Raw genomic sequence first — 16,235 nt, 5'->3', positions numbered from 1 at the left:
TTGTTATAAAATAAATATTGATTAGGCATAGCGAAGGGAGGGCTGAAGCTGGAATCATTTATGGATAATAGCGTAGAAGAAGATTATCTTATGTTATCAGGCATTCAGCATTTTCAGTTTTGTAAACGCCAATGGGCTTTAATCCATATTGAACAGCAGTGGGAAGAAAATGTTAGAACAATCGAAGGGCAACACCTTCATGAAAAGGCTGATAATCCATATATCAGAGAAAAACGGGGGGACAGACTTATTGTTCGAGGAATGCCTGTTAAATCTAGTAAACTTAAAATATCAGGAATATGTGATGTAGTAGAGTTCATTAAAGATAATAGTGGCGTTGAAATTGATGGTGCAGAAGGAAAGTATGTCGCTTATCCAGTGGAATATAAACGTGGGAAGCCTAAAATGAATGATTCAGATGTTTTACAATTAGCAGCACAAGCTATGTGTTTAGAGGAAATGCTACTCTGTGAGATTAACAAAGGTTATTTATTTTATAATGAAACAAAACATAGAGTTGAAATACCATTAACAGAAGAAATAAAAAACAAGGTAAGATCTATTTTTATAGAAATGCATGAATATTATAAACGCAACTATACACCGAAAGTAAAGACTGGTTCTTTTTGTAATAACTGTTCCCTTCAAGATATTTGTTTACCAAAAATAATGAATAAACGCTCAGTAAAAAGTTATATTGAAGGGATGATCAATGAATGAAAAAGCTCCTTAATACATTATTTATAACTCAAACCGATGTTTATTTATCATTGGAGGGAGATAATGTCGTAGCATTAAAGGATCAGGAAAAGTTGGGGAGGGTACCTCTCCATAACTTAGAATCCATTGTTTCCTTTGGTTACACTGGTGCAAGTCCGGCACTAATGGGTTATTGTGCTGAAAGAAATATTTCATTAGTATTTCTAACAATGAATGGACGATTTTTAGCAAGAGTGATTGGAAAAAGTAAAGGCAATGTTGTTTTAAGAAAGAAACAATATTTAATGTCTGAAGATGAAGACGTGTCAGCTAAGATTGCTAGGAATTTTATTATTGGAAAAATATACAATAATAAATGGATAATTGAAAGAATGACTAGAGATTATCCATTGCGGATAGATGTCTCCCAATTTAAAGAAATCTCTCGACATTTATCATCTCTTATTCAGGAAGTAAGAGTTTGTGATGACTTAGAAAGATTAAGAGGTTTAGAAGGGCAAGCAGCTATTAGTTACAATAGAATATTTAATCAGATGATTTTACAACAAAAAGACGATTTTTATTTTCATTCTCGTTCACGAAGACCTCCGTTGGATAATGTAAATGCTATGCTATCATTTGCTTATACATTATTAGCAAATGATGTGGCATCGGCATTGGAAGGAGTAGGCCTTGATGCATATGTTGGTTTTCTGCACAGAGATCGGCCAGGAAGGGTATCATTGGCTTTAGATGTTATGGAAGAACTGCGAGGGGTTTATGCAGATCGTTTTGTACTATCATTAATTAATAAAAAAGTTGTAAATAAGGGCGATTTTTATCGGAAAGAAAATGGTGCTGTTATTATGACGGAGGAGGCTAGGAAGAAATTTTTAGCCGCTTGGCAAAATAGAAAGCAAGAAAAGATAACACATCCATATCTAAGTGAAAAGATATCTTGGGGCTTAGTGCCACATGCTCAAGCCATATTGTTGGCTCGGTTTTTGCGTAATGATCTAGATGAATACCCACCATTTTTGTGGAAGTAGGTGTAATATTTGTTAGTGTTAATTACGTATGATGTCAGTACAGTTAGTGGTTCGGGGCAGAAAAGATTGCGGAAGGTTGCAAAAGTGTGTCAAAACTATGGTCAGCGGGTTCAAAACTCAGTGTTTGAATGTATTGTGGATGCTGCACAATTTACAGCATTAAAATATGAACTTGCCGATATCATTGACCACAATCAAGATAGTCTTAGATTCTATCAGTTAGGTAATAATTATAAAACAAAAGTAGAACATATTGGTGTAAAAGAATCAATAGATTTGGAAGGACCTTTGATTTTTTAGTGCGAATGTATAGTGAACATAGAATTCCATATACATTCGCACCGGTTTTTCACTGTTTTTTTTGTGGATTTTGTGTATTTTTGTTAAGTGTTCTTTATTTATTTAAAGAAAATAGCGAGTTTTAGAACAAAAAGTACAATATTATGCTATTTTGTTCGGGATTCGCTGTCGCATCCCACGCGGATGCGTGGATTGAAATCTTGAGGTAAAGTTATAACATTATAAATTACACTTGTCGCATCCCACGCGGATGCGTGGATTGAAATCGTCTAGGCGAAAAGTTTTTGCGATTTTAGCCAGTCGCATCCCACGCGGATGCGTGGATTGAAATGATGAAATAGATTTTGTTGGAGCCAGAAACGATTTGTCGCATCCCACGCGGATGCGTGGATTGAAATTATAGTATATAGGTGTCTTGTTCCTTCCCACAATACGTCGCATCCCACGCGGATGCGTGGATTGAAATTAAAATCGCCCCATTAATATCTGGAAACATTTCAGTCGCATCCCACGCGGATGCGTGGATTGAAATCCTACGAAATTATTTAGAAACTAACAATTTTGTGTCGCATCCCACGCGGATGCGTGGATTGAAATCATAACAAACCTAAGCTATTTTTTCGCCAGTTTCGTGTCGCATCCCACGCGGATGCGTGGATTGAAATCATAACAAACCTAAGCTATTTTTTCGCCAGTTTCGTCGCATCCCACGCGGATGCGTGGATTGAAATTACTGCTTTAATCAATGCTTTGGTTGTTCCTTCTGGTCGCATCCCACGCGGATGCGTGGATTGAAATATTTAAAATATAAATCGTTTATAATAACATTAGAAGTCGCATCCCACGCGGATGCGTGGATTGAAATAGATGATGGACACCCTAACTGTTTATTTATCTACGTCGCATCCCACGCGGATGCGTGGATTGAAATGGTTGTCATACTGTTTATGATGACTGTACTTCCAGTCGCATCCCACGCGGATGCGTGGATTGAAATAGTAATGTTAGACCTTTGTAATGTATATCAACTAGTCGCATCCCACGCGGATGCGTGGATTGAAATACCATCAGGTGGTTTATCGGGTGGTAAACCTCCGTCGCATCCCACGCGGATGCGTGGATTGAAATACGTAATAATATCCATGTTTCTCCGCTGTTTTACGTCGCATCCCACGCGGATGCGTGGATTGAAATTGTAGATAAATAAACAGTTAGGGTGTCCATCATCTGGTCGCATCCCACGCGGATGCGTGGATTGAAATGAATCTTCCCATGTTCTTGTTTTGGGATTCCACTGTCGCATCCCACGCGGATGCGTGGATTGAAATGAAAGTGAAATATCCTTGTCCATTATCCATAAATGGTCGCATCCCACGCGGATGCGTGGATTGAAATCACCAATCCATTACATCTTGCGTAAAAGACACAGTTGTCGCATCCCACGCGGATGCGTGGATTGAAATGTTACCAGCACTATGCTAGTACCAATTTTGAACCGTCGCATCCCACGCGGATGCGTGGATTGAAATAACCAACGTGCTGCAATTCTGACAATATAATAAGGTCGCATCCCACGCGGATGCGTGGATTGAAATTACAATCATACCTTCTGGCTTATATGATAACGTGGTCGCATCCCACGCGGATGCGTGGATTGAAATCAGAAGGTTTATAGCTAGACCAACAACATAACCGTCGCATCCCACGCGGATGCGTGGATTGAAATTTTTACCTTTTCAGCTTCCAGAACATTATTTATGTCGCATCCCACGCGGATGCGTGGATTGAAATTACATTGTTTATGGATTTTGCTTGCTAATTGCGGTCGCATCCCACGCGGATGCGTGGATTGAAATTACCATGATGAATAGTTTTACTCGTAAACTTAAAGTCGCATCCCACGCGGATGCGTGGATTGAAATAAATATTCATAGTAGATTAAAAGATTTTTTGATGTCGCATCCCACGCGGATGCGTGGATTGAAATCTTTTTTTTATTTATATTAAAAACAGAACAAAAATGTCGCATCCCACGCGGATGCGTGGATTGAAATTTCATATGCTCTTTAAGACGCTTAGTGACCTTATCGTCGCATCCCACGCGGATGCGTGGATTGAAATATAATTGAAATTAATTTAGTTATAGAAAAGCCAAGTCGCATCCCACGCGGATGCGTGGATTGAAATAAGGTGAATATGAAATAGTCAACGAGTCTATTAAAGTCGCATCCCACGCGGATGCGTGGATTGAAATTAATACTTTAAACTGAAATTCATTAGGAGCATACTGTCGCATCCCACGCGGATGCGTGGATTGAAATTGTAGATTTTAAGAATAGTATAGCTACTGATTACGTCGCATCCCACGCGGATGCGTGGATTGAAATATACATTCCGCATACTCTTTAAAAAGCCTTAACGTCGCATCCCACGCGGATGCGTGGATTGAAATTTTTAAGTCAACTTACATAAAGGGCCCTAGTCAGTCGCATCCCACGCGGATGCGTGGATTGAAATAAAAAGTGTTTAATAACTCAGGGGGTTGATATAAGTCGCATCCCACGCGGATGCGTGGATTGAAATATTAGGAGCATACTGGTCTTGTAGTTTTAAATAAGTCGCATCCCACGCGGATGCGTGGATTGAAATCTTTGATACTCTTATTATAATACATTGTATATACAGTCGCATCCCACGCGGATGCGTGGATTGAAATTTAAGAGATACATTACTATTGCTCTAAGCAAGTCGTCGCATCCCACGCGGATGCGTGGATTGAAATACGAAGTTGTAGGTACAACAAACTACAGATTATTTGTCGCATCCCACGCGGATGCGTGGATTGAAATAAATCTATCTACATCAGCAATCACAACTGAAGCTACAGTCGCATCCCACGCGGATGCGTGGATTGAAATATTATTCACTTGCAACACCATTGCAAGAAGATAATAGTCGCATCCCACGCGGATGCGTGGATTGAAATAATTCCTCGACCACCATGAAATAATGTCCTAAATGCTGTCGCATCCCACGCGGATGCGTGGATTGAAATATCTCGTCACCTACCTAAAATAAAAAAAGGTAGGCAGTCGCATCCCACGCGGATGCGTGGATTGAAATATAATTGAAATTAATTTAGTTATAGAAAAGCCAAGCGTCGCATCCCACGCGGATGCGTGGATTGAAATAAAACTTTAAATAAATAGTTATATCGAGGGTACGGTCGCATCCCACGCGGATGCGTGGATTGAAATTATAGTCAATAGAGGTGGAGTTCCTGCTGAACATGTCGCATCCCACGCGGATGCGTGGATTGAAATTTAATAACCATCTAATAACATAATAAATAGCAAATGTCGCATCCCACGCGGATGCGTGGATTGAAATACCAGTACCAGTACGAATAAAACTTTGAAACCGTTGTCGCATCCCACGCGGATGCGTGGATTGAAATTTTTTAGTGTACTAATTGTGAAATAACCATAAAAGTCGCATCCCACGCGGATGCGTGGATTGAAATTGTAGATTTTAAGAATAGTATAGCTACTGATTACGTCGCATCCCACGCGGATGCGTGGATTGAAATAATTCTAGGGATTGGAATGTAAAAGCAGATGAACGTCGCATCCCACGCGGATGCGTGGATTGAAATCAGTGTTTGACGAACAAGTCGTAAATGCTTTAAGCGTCGCATCCCACGCGGATGCGTGGATTGAAATTTCAATTGGTGAGGCTCTACCGGTTGCGGGTGGAGTCGCATCCCACGCGGATGCGTGGATTGAAATCGAGACTGTGAGAGAAATGCAATCCATTTTTTGCGGTCGCATCCCACGCGGATGCGTGGATTGAAATAAAACCTATAAATATTAGCGTTGATTCTTTTGATGTCGCATCCCACGCGGATGCGTGGATTGAAATACCAGTAGTAACATCAATAGATAGGTACTCAAAGGTCGCATCCCACGCGGATGCGTGGATTGAAATGATTTTTCAGGTTTAACATGGGGGCCATTTGGTGTCGCATCCCACGCGGATGCGTGGATTGAAATCTATCGTAACGTAGACAACAACAACTAGAAGTGCGTCGCATCCCACGCGGATGCGTGGATTGAAATTGGGAAATAGTTTTGAGTGGGTTCTAACTATTCCGTCGCATCCCACGCGGATGCGTGGATTGAAATCATCTTGAACTATAAAAACTACATCATAGCCAAAGTCGCATCCCACGCGGATGCGTGGATTGAAATCTTAGATTTGAGTTTATATGTCGGTAAATTAATGTCGCATCCCACGCGGATGCGTGGATTGAAATTATGAAAGATAACGAGGAAAAGCTACCGTATAGTAGTCGCATCCCACGCGGATGCGTGGATTGAAATTATGAAAGATAACGAGGAAAAGCTACCGTATAGTAGTCGCATCCCACGCGGATGCGTGGATTGAAATATGCGTGGATTGAAATTATGAAAGATAACGAGGAAAAGCTACCGTATAGTAGTCGCATCCCACGCGGATGCGTGGATTGAAATATAATTAAGATTGCTACAGCATCAGCTCGCTCAGTCGCATCCCACGCGGATGCGTGGATTGAAATCTATCGTAACGTAGACAACAACAACTAGAAGTGCTGTCGCATCCCACGCGGATGCGTGGATTGAAATCTTTGAATCCCGATCTACCAGTAGAAAATGTAAGAGTCGCATCCCACGCGGATGCGTGGATTGAAATGAATTTCGGGTGTCCTTTTTTATTTCCTCTAAAGTCGCATCCCACGCGGATGCGTGGATTGAAATAGTTAAAACACTATGCACCATAAAAGACACTCAAAGTCGCATCCCACGCGGATGCGTGGATTGAAATTAAACAACGCCCATGAATTCATTTTTTTATGCTGGTCGCATCCCACGCGGATGCGTGGATTGAAATGGTAATGTAGATTGGGAAAAATTAAAATTAACAGTCGCATCCCACGCGGATGCGTGGATTGAAATATTATATTTATTTTTAATTTTGTTTTTGATTAATGTCGCATCCCACGCGGATGCGTGGATTGAAATCAAATCTTTTTCATATTCTTCACCTTCTTTTTAGGGTCGCATCCCACGCGGATGCGTGGATTGAAATGTAGCATCCTGTAACGTGACAATATACATCATCGTCGCATCCCACGCGGATGCGTGGATTGAAATAATAAACGGTAAGATATTTTTATTGATTGGAATGAGTCGCATCCCACGCGGATGCGTGGATTGAAATAACAGTTTCGTTTTGTTATGACTCTTGCAAATTGTCGCATCCCACGCGGATGCGTGGATTGAAATCCCTTGAAGCAATGCACCATAGGTGTCTAGTTGAGTCGCATCCCACGCGGATGCGTGGATTGAAATCCTGCTGATAAATATCCACAAACAGCTACGCATAGTCGCATCCCACGCGGATGCGTGGATTGAAATAAGTAAAGACCGTGAGCGCAAATTTGAATGGACTGTCGCATCCCACGCGGATGCGTGGATTGAAATACTACCACCTGTCCACTCTTTTGTATTTTCACGTGTCGCATCCCACGCGGATGCGTGGATTGAAATCTTAGTCTTACTAGTAGAAAGTAAGATTAAATAAGTCGCATCCCACGCGGATGCGTGGATTGAAATTGATAATATTTAACAGAATTATGTCAATGTTGTGTCGCATCCCACGCGGATGCGTGGATTGAAATGTTAAAGAGCATGGAATAACACCAGTGCAATGGGTCGCATCCCACGCGGATGCGTGGATTGAAATTCGTAAAGCAGGTGAAAAACATGCAGGAAGAGGGGTCGCATCCCACGCGGATGCGTGGATTGAAATCCTTTGCTGTTGTGATATAGCTTTTTTAAATAAGTCGCATCCCACGCGGATGCGTGGATTGAAATAGAAAAAACATGGGTCCTTCTGGGGAAATAAGCCGTCGCATCCCACGCGGATGCGTGGATTTGGTGAAGCTAAGATGACTGCGAATTTAATCAATGGTCTAATATTAATTATTATTGTAGCAATTCTAATTTGTTTGTAGGGCAAGTTGGCAGATTTAGTAGATTAATGAAACTAGTGGAGATAGACGTAAATGAGGTTGGTAAATTATGGTATAGAGAGATAAATCTTTCTCATTGATTTCTGACTAATTTATTTAAATCCTTAATTTCAACCCCTTACTTGATAGAACGACAGGAAAGCGTTTCAATGATTCATTCTTGGTTTCGAACAAAAGCTTTTAATTCCTCATATTCATATTGTTCTGGGATTTAACTGATTACTTTCAATATCTGTTGTTGTCCATCTTTTAAGTCCAGTTGGCCGATCTTTAATTCATTCATTTGACCCTCGAGGTCTGATTTTAAATCAACCATCTGACTTTCTAAATCAGTCTTTAAATCTTTAACTGGATCTTCCAAATCTGTCTTAATATTTTTAACTTGGACTTCTAGTCCATCCAACCTTTGATTAATCTGTTGCAATACATTTTCCGTTTCTATCATTCTTCCAATGGCTATTCGTTATATTATGATAAACGGGCTTTCCTTGTGAAATTTCCAGAGTAACCTAAATTAATTTATTGTATTTTGGTGTATTAATATTCCCCTAAAATAATTCCTCATATAGCATGTTCTACTAGTTAAATAAAGTCCACATATTAATATAAAATACGATAAACCTATTTTACCGTCGATTATTCCTGTACCCCATTTAACAAGAAACCGTTTTCAAAAAAATAAATATACTATTTCTATTTACAAAATTCAGAAAATATAATTTAATAGAATAATATAAAAATAATTTTTTAGGGGGATTATGATGAAAAATGTCAAAATTTTATTGTTGGCATTGACTATGATGATGGCAATGTTCCTAGCTGCTTGTGGTGGGGGTAATGAAGCTACAAACAGCAATGAATCAAAAGAACAAGTTGGAGGAGATGCAGAAAAGTCTGCTGGCGCAGTTGAAGCAAAAATCGGAGTTATTGCTTGGATGACTGGTTCTGGCGCTGGTTATGGGGAAGCAATTACAAATGGAATTAACTTAGCGCTTGAAGAAATCAATGCTAAAGGTGAAGTGAAAATTGATCTAGTAGTCGAAGATTCTGCTGGTAAGCAGGAGCAAGCATTATCAGCAGCACAAAAGTTAATTAACTCTGATAATGTTACTGGTTTAATTGGACCTACATTAAGTACTGAAATGAACGTAGTTGGACCTGAAGCAGATTTAGCCGGTGTGCCTACAATGGGAACGTCAACAACTGCACAGGGTATTCCAGAAATTGGGGACTATATTTTTAGGGATTCCATTCCTGAGTCTTTAGCAATTCCAGCAGCGATGCAAAAAGCAATCGATAAATATGGTGTTAAAAAAGTAGCAATCATGTATGGAAACGACGATGTATTCACAAAGTCAGGTTTTGACACAATGAAAGCTACTGCAGAAGAAATGGGCTTAGAAATTTTAACAATTGAAACATTCCAAAAAGGTCAATCAGACTATAATGCACAATTAACAAAAATTAAGAATTTAAATCCTGAGTTAATTCTTTGTTCTGCTTTATATAATGAAGGGGCTGTAATTATGGACCAAGCTCGTAAGATGGGACTTACAGTACCATTCGTTGGCGGTAATGGATTTAACTCGCCAGAAGTTATCAAAATTGCTGGTGATGCAGCAAATGGTTTAATCGTTGCAACACCTTGGTTTGGTGCTAAAGAAGATGCAAAGGTACAAGAATTTGTTAAGAAATATACTGAAAAATTCGGTAAAGAACCTGATCAATTCGCGGCACAAGCATATGATGGCCTTTACTTATTTGCAGAAGCTATTAAAAATGCAGGTGAAGCAGACCGTGATGCAGTTCGTGATGCGTTAGCAGAAATTAAAGACTTTGAAGGTATTTTAGGTGTTATGTCATTTGACGAAGTTGGGGATATCGTAATGGATCCAACTGTATTGGTAATTGACGGGGGTCAATTCAAATTATTTGAATAATGGTTTGTGAAAGGAGAGGCACCAATTGTTTATAGAGCAGTTAATCAACGGCATAACGCTTGGTAGTATTTATGCAATAGTAGCACTGGGGTTTACGTTAGTATTCGGTGTTTTAAATATTATCAATATGTCACACGGTGAAATATTTATGTTCGGTGCCTTTATGGGAGTGCTTGTAACTCAGACTTATCAATTGCCTTTATGGGTAGGGTTCCTAGTTGCTATTGCTGTTACAGGCATTATGGGTTATTTCTTGGAACGTTTCGCATTAAGGCCACTACGAGGGAAGCAAGGTGTATCACACCTTGCTCCTCTTATAAGTACCATAGGGGTATCTATATTTCTTGAAAATCTTGCCCATCATTTATTTGGTGCGGGGAATCACCCATTTAGAACTTCTTTTTCAGAGATTAGTATAAAGGTTGGATCCATAACAATTTACGTTGTGCAAATTGTTATTTTTGTTATTTCCGTCATATTAATGATCGGGCTATCCTATTGGTTATCAAAGACAAAAGCCGGAAAAGCATTACGGGCTAGTGCAGAAAACCTAAATGCAGCAAGCTTACTTGGCGTAAACACAAAAAGAATCATTACTTTAACCGTGATCCTTGCGTCTGCTATGGGAGGTATTGCGGGTATCTTAGTTGGAATGGCATTTAACTCAGTTACACCGCAAATGGGTCTTTCGATGGGCCTAAAAGGACTTGCCATTATTATTTTAGGCGGCATGGGTAGCGTCCGAGGCGCTATGGCTGGCGGTTTAATTTTAGGTTTATCTGAAACATTTGTTGTCGCTTTTGGTGATTCAGGTTATCGTGACGCGATTGCCTTTGTTATGATCATCATCATTCTATTAGTTCGTCCTCAAGGACTATTTGGATCTGCGACAGCGGAAAGGCCGTGATGAGATGTTAGAAAATATGATTAATCCATATTATTTACAAGTAGCTTCATTCGTATTAATCAATATCATTCTGGGTATCAGTATTTATATAACACTCGCTACTGGTCAGATTTCGTTAGGTAATGCCGGTTTTATGGGGATTGGAGCTTATACTTCAGCGCTTGTTACAATCCACTTTGATCTACCTATTATTATAGGAATAGTATTGGGAACAATTGTGGCTGGATTTGTTGGTCTTTTAGTAGGTTTACCAACATTAAGACTTCAAGGCGTGTTTTTAGCTATTTGTACGCTAGGTTTTGGTGAAGTAGTCCGGGTTTTCTTTATTAACTGGGAATCTGTAACTAATGGAGCTGTGGGAATTTCCGGAATCCCGCATATTGGACGTGAAATTCTTGCAACAGCAAAAGAGTGGGGAATTAATCCTGCTGATTGGGGTCTTCGAAACAATCAATTTATTAGTTTAGCAGTTTTCGTTCTTTTATTGTTAATTGTGATCATATTGTTATGGTTTTTCATCCGTCAAAATAATTCACGAGTTGGCCGCGCCTTTGCCGCAATCAGAATGGATGAAAAAGCGACGGAAGCTATGGGTGTTAACATAACTTACTATAAAATTTTAGCCTTTGTACAAGGTGCTATGATTTCGGGATTTGCAGGGACGTTATTTGCTCATGTTGTTGCTTATATTAGCCCGGCCGATTTCTCTTATCATAAGGCAGTAGAAATTTTAATATTCGCTGTGTTTGGTGGTAGTGAAGTCATTTGGGGTCCTGTATTCGGTGCAGCATTACTAACATCGTTACCAGAGTTTTTAAGAGGTATCGCAGAATATCGCTTTATGATTTATGGAGCTATCCTTGTAGCAATGATGGCGTTCCGTCCACAAGGTATTCTTGATCCAATTTGGTTTAGAAATATAAAACTATCTAAAAAACGTAAAACTTCAGTGAAAAGGGGTGCTGACCATGGTGCTTGAAATTAAACAAGTTAGTAAAAGCTTTGGTGGTCTCCAGGCATTAACTGATGTAACGTTTTCAATTGAAGAGGGTCAAGTTTTCGGGTTGATAGGTCCGAATGGTGCCGGGAAAACAACGATGTTTAATATTATTACATCTATGTTTCCACCAACTGTCGGTGAGATTAAATTTTTAAAAGAGAATATCACGGGTTTGAAGCCTTACCAAATAACGGATAAAGGAATTTGCCGGACATTTCAAAATATCCGTTTATTCCAACAAATGACTGTACTTGAAAATGTAATGGTTGGTACACATTGCCGAACAAAATCTGGTGTTTGGAAAAGTGTTTTCAGACCAAAGTCGCAAAAGCTGGAAGAAAAAGAGGTAATAGAAAAAGCGGAAAGCCTTCTAGAATTAGTAGGGTTGCTAGAATATAAGGATACGATTGCCGAAAATCTTTCATATGGTCAGCAAAGGCGTTTGGAGATTGCCCGGGCTCTTGCTAGTTCACCCAAACTATTATTATTGGATGAACCAGCGGCTGGGATGAATGAAAAAGAAACACAAGATTTATTAGATTTAATCTTCTTAATCAAAAGCAAAGGCTTAACGATTTTATTAATTGAACATGATATGCCTTTAGTAATGAAGGCATGTGATCGTATTGCTGTACTCAATTTCGGACAAAAAATAGCCGAAGGTACCCCAAAGGAAATTCAAGATGATCCTGTCGTAATCGAAGCCTACCTTGGCAGAGAGGAGGACGAGGAACTTGCTTAAAGTTCAAGGGATTAGTACTTATTATGGGAAAATACAAGCGCTGAAAGGCATCTCATTAGAAGTAAAAGAAGGTACCATTGTCACCATTCTAGGAGCAAATGGTGCCGGTAAAACTACGACTATGAATACAATAAGTGGTCTGCTCCATCCGAAGGAAGGGAAGATTTCTTTCCAAAACGAGGACATTACAAAATTGGAGCCATTTCAACTCGTTCGAAAAGGGATTGCTCTAGTACCAGAAGGTCGTGCAATTTTAACAGGCATGACGGTATTAGAAAATCTTGAAATGGGAGCTTATCACCGAAATGATAAAGAAGTAAAACAGGATTTGGAAATGGTAATGGACCGATTCCCAATCCTTCGTGAACGAAAATCCCAATTAGGCGGTACGTTATCTGGTGGACAGCAGCAGATGCTTGCTATTGCAAGAGCGCTTATGTCTAAGCCGAAGCTTCTGTTATTAGATGAACCATCCATGGGATTAGCACCGCTAATCGTTCAAGATATTTTTAGAATTGTAAAAGAAATTAATACTACAGGAACAACAGTTTTAATCGTAGAGCAAAATGCGCGCCAAGCATTAAAAATAGCTGACTACGGCTATGTACTTGAAACTGGAAAGGTTGTTGCGGAAGGACCTGCAGCACAATTGCTGGAGGATTCAAGCATTAAAGAAGCTTATCTAGGACACTAGTGAATCATTAATAAACATACTAAAATACTAAAAGCCTTGATGATATCAAATATCAGCAAGGCTTTTTGAATAGTGGGACAGAGAACCCGACCCCGCGGTACGAGCCCCCGTGATCTATTTAGAAAATATGAATCTTATGCATGTAAGTCCAAATATTTTTCCCGATTAGCACAACTGTAATTGCGATAAATAACACTTTTACGTAAGCAACCCCGGTTTTTATCGCCATTTTCGACCCCACAAATGCACCAAGGACCATCGCAATCCCCATTGGTATGCCGTATTGGAAGTTAACGGAGCCGAAAATGATAAAGATTATAAGAGACGTGATGTTGCTAGAAAAATTTAAAGCTTTAGCATTCCCGGCTGCTTCTACAAAATCAAAGCCTAAAAATAAGAAAGAAAAAATAAGAAACGATCCAACCCCTGCACCCAAAACCCCATCATAGAATCCTAAAATGAAGGCAGTAGAAGCAATGAAAATCATCATTTTTGTTGATAGTTTCTTAAACTTTGATTTAACTCCCCAATCTTTTTTAAAGATTGTGTATACCGTAACTAGAATTAGCATAATCAAAACAAGCTTATTCAAAAAATCAGCCGGTATTAAATGGACAACATAAACACCGATCGCCGATCCAATGATAGACAGTGGCAAAAGCTTTAAAACAATCTTTTTATTAACCTTTCCTGAACTAAGAAAGGAGATGGTACTAGTTAGAGAGCCCATTGTTGCTGCTAACTTATTAGTACCTAACGCAATGGATGGGGGTAGACCAGTAAATAATAAGGCAGGGATGGAAATGAGCCCGCCGCCTCCAACTGCCGAATCGATAAAAGCAGCAGCAAAGCCACAAATAATTAAGAAAGCTAACATCCCTAAGTTAAATTCATCCATTTATGATGCCTCCGAATTCTTGTCTATATACTTTATAAAAATAATTATTTCTTCTTTAATATATACTCTTAATTTATCAAGTAGTAAATATTAAGTTTTTCCAAACATTAAACACATAAAAAATTTTAAAATTATTGGATTGACTCGGATTTTGTAGGATGGGATTATAATGTGTTAAGGCTATCGAGGGAAAAATGGAAGCGTTTAATAATTTCATAGATAGGTAGCCGGGAGGGAATATAGTAATGGAAAATATTAATTTATTTGTTATGGTAGGAGCAGCACTAATTCTATTTATTGTTTTTGCATTGCTTGTATCTGGGTTCATTTTATACATGGTATTGAGAAAAAGGGATACACAGCAAACGCAGCATTCTATTAGAAGGAATTTCCCAGTTCTTTCTCATATCCGTTATATTTCAGAACATATCGGACCGGAACTAAGACAGTACCTTTTCGAAGGAGACCATGAAGCAAAGCCATTTTCTCGATTGGATTTCCAATTTATTGTCAAAGCTGGTAAATATGCTAAAACGATTATTGCTTTTGGTAGTAAGCGGGATTTTGAGAAGCCAGGTTTTTATATTCGAAATGCTTTTTTTGCAAAACAAATAACAGATTTAGAAGCAGATAACAAGAAATTAATTGATACACAAAAATATGTAACTGATAAAGATACATTATTTGCACGTCATGAACATAGTGTGGAGGCACAGATCAAACCTTGGCATTATACAGATCGTGACGCTGTTGTCATGGGAAAAGACACTTGTCGCATTCCTTATAAAATCAAAAGTCCAGTAGCTATGAGTGGTATGAGTTATGGTGCTTTAGGTGATCATGCAATTACTGCTTTATCATATGGTTTAAAAGACGCAGGTGCTTATATGAACACTGGGGAAGGTGGAATTTCGCCCTACCATTTAAAAGGTGGAGCAGATATCATTGCTCAGATTGGCCCGGCCAAATTTGGATTCAGAAATGAAGACGGTTCATTTTCATATGAGGAACTTCGTAAAAAGGCTGCAATTCCACAGGTTAAAGCCTTTGAATTAAAGCTTGGCCAAGGTGCTAAAATTCGCGGTGGTCACGTTGAAGCTGCTAAGGTTACACCAGAAATTGCAGAAATTCGCGGTGTAGAACCATATAAAACAATTGATTCACCAAACCGTTTTGAAGAGTTCCATGACATGAAGACCATGATGGACTTTATTGAAAAGATAAGAGAAGTATCTGGAAAACCGGTTGGAATTAAAATTGTAATCGGCAGTGAAGAGACCTTTGAAGAATTTGTTGGTTTTATGGCTAAAACCAATCGTTACCCTGATTTCATTACGATTGATGGTGGAGAAGGCGGTACAGGTGCCACTTATCAAGCAATGGCTGACTCTGTAGGTCTTCCGATTAAACCAGCTTTAATGATTGCACAAAGGGTATTGAAGAAATACAAAATGCGCGACAAAGTAACCATTATCGCAAGCGGCAAGTTATTCTCTCCTGATAAAATTGCGATAGCTCTAGCACTAGGGGCAGATGTTATCCAAATCGCAAGAGGACTTATGATTTCAGTAGGCTGTATTGGAGCACAAAAATGCCACTCCAATGAATGTCCTGTTGGTGTAGCAACAACTGATCCTAAGCTGCAAAAAGCTCTAGTTATCGAGGAAAAGAGATACCGGGTAACCAATTATATGACAACTCTTCGTGAAGAATTGTTCATGTTGGCAGCCGCTGCAGGCTTAACTTCACCAAGACAATTCAATGAGAAGCACGTTGTTTATGTAGATAATGAGTTCCAGGCAAAAACAATTGCCCAAGTAAAAGAAGTAGTACAAGTTAAAGAGTTAGTAAGTGTAAAAGTAGTGGAAAAAGTAGTAGAAGCTGAAAAAGAAAAGGAAAAAGAACTACAATTAGTCTAATAAGAATAATAGAT

General features: G+C 39.1%; 11 protein-coding genes and 1 CRISPR repeat array. Of the genes, 9 read left to right on the top strand and 2 right to left on the bottom strand.

Annotated features, from left to right (window positions below):
• Positions 1-60 precede the first annotated feature (60 nt).
• Genes cas4 through cas2 form a run of 3 tightly spaced genes read left to right on the top strand, consistent with a single transcriptional unit; the run spans position 61 to position 2,048 of the window.
• On the top strand, positions 61-720 hold the full coding sequence (gene cas4, locus P9E47_RS06640) for a CRISPR-associated protein Cas4 (RefSeq protein ID WP_326162907.1): 660 nt from the start codon (positions 61-63) through the stop codon (positions 718-720).
• Entirely contained in the window at positions 717-1,748 is a 1,032-nt protein-coding gene (gene cas1c / locus P9E47_RS06635; protein ID WP_326162906.1) for a type I-C CRISPR-associated endonuclease Cas1c, read from the top strand. Before cas4 ends, cas1c begins: the two co-directional genes overlap by 4 nt.
• 9 nt (positions 1,749-1,757) lie before the next feature.
• Entirely contained in the window at positions 1,758-2,048 is a 291-nt protein-coding gene (gene cas2 / locus P9E47_RS06630; protein ID WP_003331593.1) for a CRISPR-associated endonuclease Cas2, read from the top strand.
• 167 nt (positions 2,049-2,215) lie between these two features.
• Positions 2,216-8,029: a CRISPR direct-repeat array (repeat unit 32 nt; unit sequence GTCGCATCCCACGCGGATGCGTGGATTGAAAT).
• Positions 8,030-8,332: 303 nt separating this feature from the next.
• On the opposite strand, the gene P9E47_RS06625 is transcribed toward cas2, so the two are convergent.
• Positions 8,333-8,566 (bottom strand): hypothetical protein, encoded by a 234-nt coding sequence (locus P9E47_RS06625; RefSeq protein WP_326162905.1) that lies wholly within the window; start codon positions 8,564-8,566, stop codon positions 8,333-8,335.
• A 316-nt stretch (positions 8,567-8,882) separates the two neighbouring features.
• Here P9E47_RS06625 and P9E47_RS06620 point away from each other — a divergent pair, with 316 nt between their 5' ends.
• Genes P9E47_RS06620 through P9E47_RS06600 form a run of 5 tightly spaced genes read left to right on the top strand, consistent with a single transcriptional unit; the run spans position 8,883 to position 13,404 of the window.
• The gene (locus P9E47_RS06620; protein WP_003331356.1) at positions 8,883-10,061 is read left to right on the top strand and encodes an ABC transporter substrate-binding protein; all 1,179 of its coding nucleotides are present in this window, start codon (positions 8,883-8,885) and stop codon (positions 10,059-10,061) included.
• Between the two features lie 25 nt (positions 10,062-10,086).
• Positions 10,087-10,968 carry a branched-chain amino acid ABC transporter permease gene (locus P9E47_RS06615; protein WP_003331357.1) on the top strand — a complete coding sequence of 294 codons (882 nt, stop codon included), beginning with the start codon at positions 10,087-10,089 and terminating at the stop codon, positions 10,966-10,968.
• A 4-nt stretch (positions 10,969-10,972) separates the two neighbouring features.
• The gene (locus tag P9E47_RS06610; RefSeq protein ID WP_003331358.1) at positions 10,973-11,947 is read left to right on the top strand and encodes a branched-chain amino acid ABC transporter permease; all 975 of its coding nucleotides are present in this window, start codon (positions 10,973-10,975) and stop codon (positions 11,945-11,947) included.
• A complete protein-coding gene (locus P9E47_RS06605; RefSeq protein WP_003331359.1) occupies positions 11,937-12,710 on the top strand; it encodes an ABC transporter ATP-binding protein in 774 nt (257 codons plus the stop codon). The genes P9E47_RS06610 and P9E47_RS06605 overlap by 11 nt, the downstream gene beginning before the upstream one ends.
• Positions 12,703-13,404, top strand: a complete 702-nt coding sequence (locus tag P9E47_RS06600; RefSeq protein WP_003331360.1) for an ABC transporter ATP-binding protein — start codon at positions 12,703-12,705, stop codon at positions 13,402-13,404. Before P9E47_RS06605 ends, P9E47_RS06600 begins: the two co-directional genes overlap by 8 nt.
• A gap of 118 nt (positions 13,405-13,522) precedes the next feature.
• Here P9E47_RS06600 and P9E47_RS06595 read toward each other — a convergent pair whose 3' ends face one another.
• Positions 13,523-14,302 carry a sulfite exporter TauE/SafE family protein gene (locus P9E47_RS06595; protein ID WP_035198636.1) on the bottom strand — a complete coding sequence of 260 codons (780 nt, stop codon included), beginning with the start codon at positions 14,300-14,302 and terminating at the stop codon, positions 13,523-13,525.
• 245 nt (positions 14,303-14,547) lie between these two features.
• Here P9E47_RS06595 and P9E47_RS06590 point away from each other — a divergent pair, with 245 nt between their 5' ends.
• Positions 14,548-16,221, top strand: a complete 1,674-nt coding sequence (locus tag P9E47_RS06590; protein WP_326162904.1) for an FMN-binding glutamate synthase family protein — start codon at positions 14,548-14,550, stop codon at positions 16,219-16,221.
• Positions 16,222-16,235 lie beyond the last annotated feature (14 nt).

The sequence above is a fragment of the Schinkia azotoformans genome (assembly GCF_035811335.1).
GTDB classification, from domain to species: Bacteria; Bacillota; Bacilli; order Bacillales; family Bacillaceae_J; genus Schinkia; species Schinkia azotoformans.
The sequence above is the reverse complement of the archived record's forward strand: the minus strand, read 5'-3'. Positions and strand labels throughout refer to the sequence as shown.